Origin of the sequence: Stenotrophomonas maltophilia group sp. RNC7, from assembly GCF_030910085.1 — a bacterium.
GTDB classification, from domain to species: Bacteria; Pseudomonadota; Gammaproteobacteria; order Xanthomonadales; family Xanthomonadaceae; genus Stenotrophomonas; species Stenotrophomonas sepilia.
The window spans coordinates 1-448 of the sequence record NZ_JAVFVN010000233.1; the positions used below are offsets into that span (position 1 = coordinate 1).

Consider the following 448-nt stretch of genomic DNA (forward strand, 5'->3'; position numbering starts at 1 on the left):
GGATCATCGAGAAGGATGCGCAATCTGGCAAGTGCGTGACTGACGGCTGGCTGGCTCATGTTCAGTCGAAGCGCCGCACGTGAAACGTGCCGCTCGGAAAGCAGCGCATCAAGAACCACAAGGAGATTTAGGTCAACGCCACGCAAATTATTCATGTGGCGAATAATAGTCAGGGAAGAATGAATTTCAAATAGGTAGAAATAATAATTAGAAGGCGAGCCTGTTCAATTTGAGAAGGGTCTTTCTCATGCAGTCGTTCGCTTTCCTTGTCGTTGCGCTGGCTTCCGGCGCTCTTGTCCCCTTGCAGGCCGGTGCGAACGCCGCACTCGGTCGCGCACTGGGACACCCACTCTGGGCGACGATGGTGTCGCTTGCAGTGAGTGCAGCTTGCGTAGTGCCAATACTCATAGCGTTACGCGTTTCCACGCCGACTACTGCCAATCTATCC

The 448-nt window shown here is 53.6% G+C and carries 1 protein-coding gene; it reads right to left on the reverse strand.

From position 1 onward, the window contains the following. Nucleotides 1-155: LysR family transcriptional regulator (locus tag RCF13_RS03000; protein WP_308140850.1), on the reverse strand; the 155-nt coding region annotated here is incomplete at its 3' end. Nucleotides 156-448: the final 293 nt, after the last annotated feature.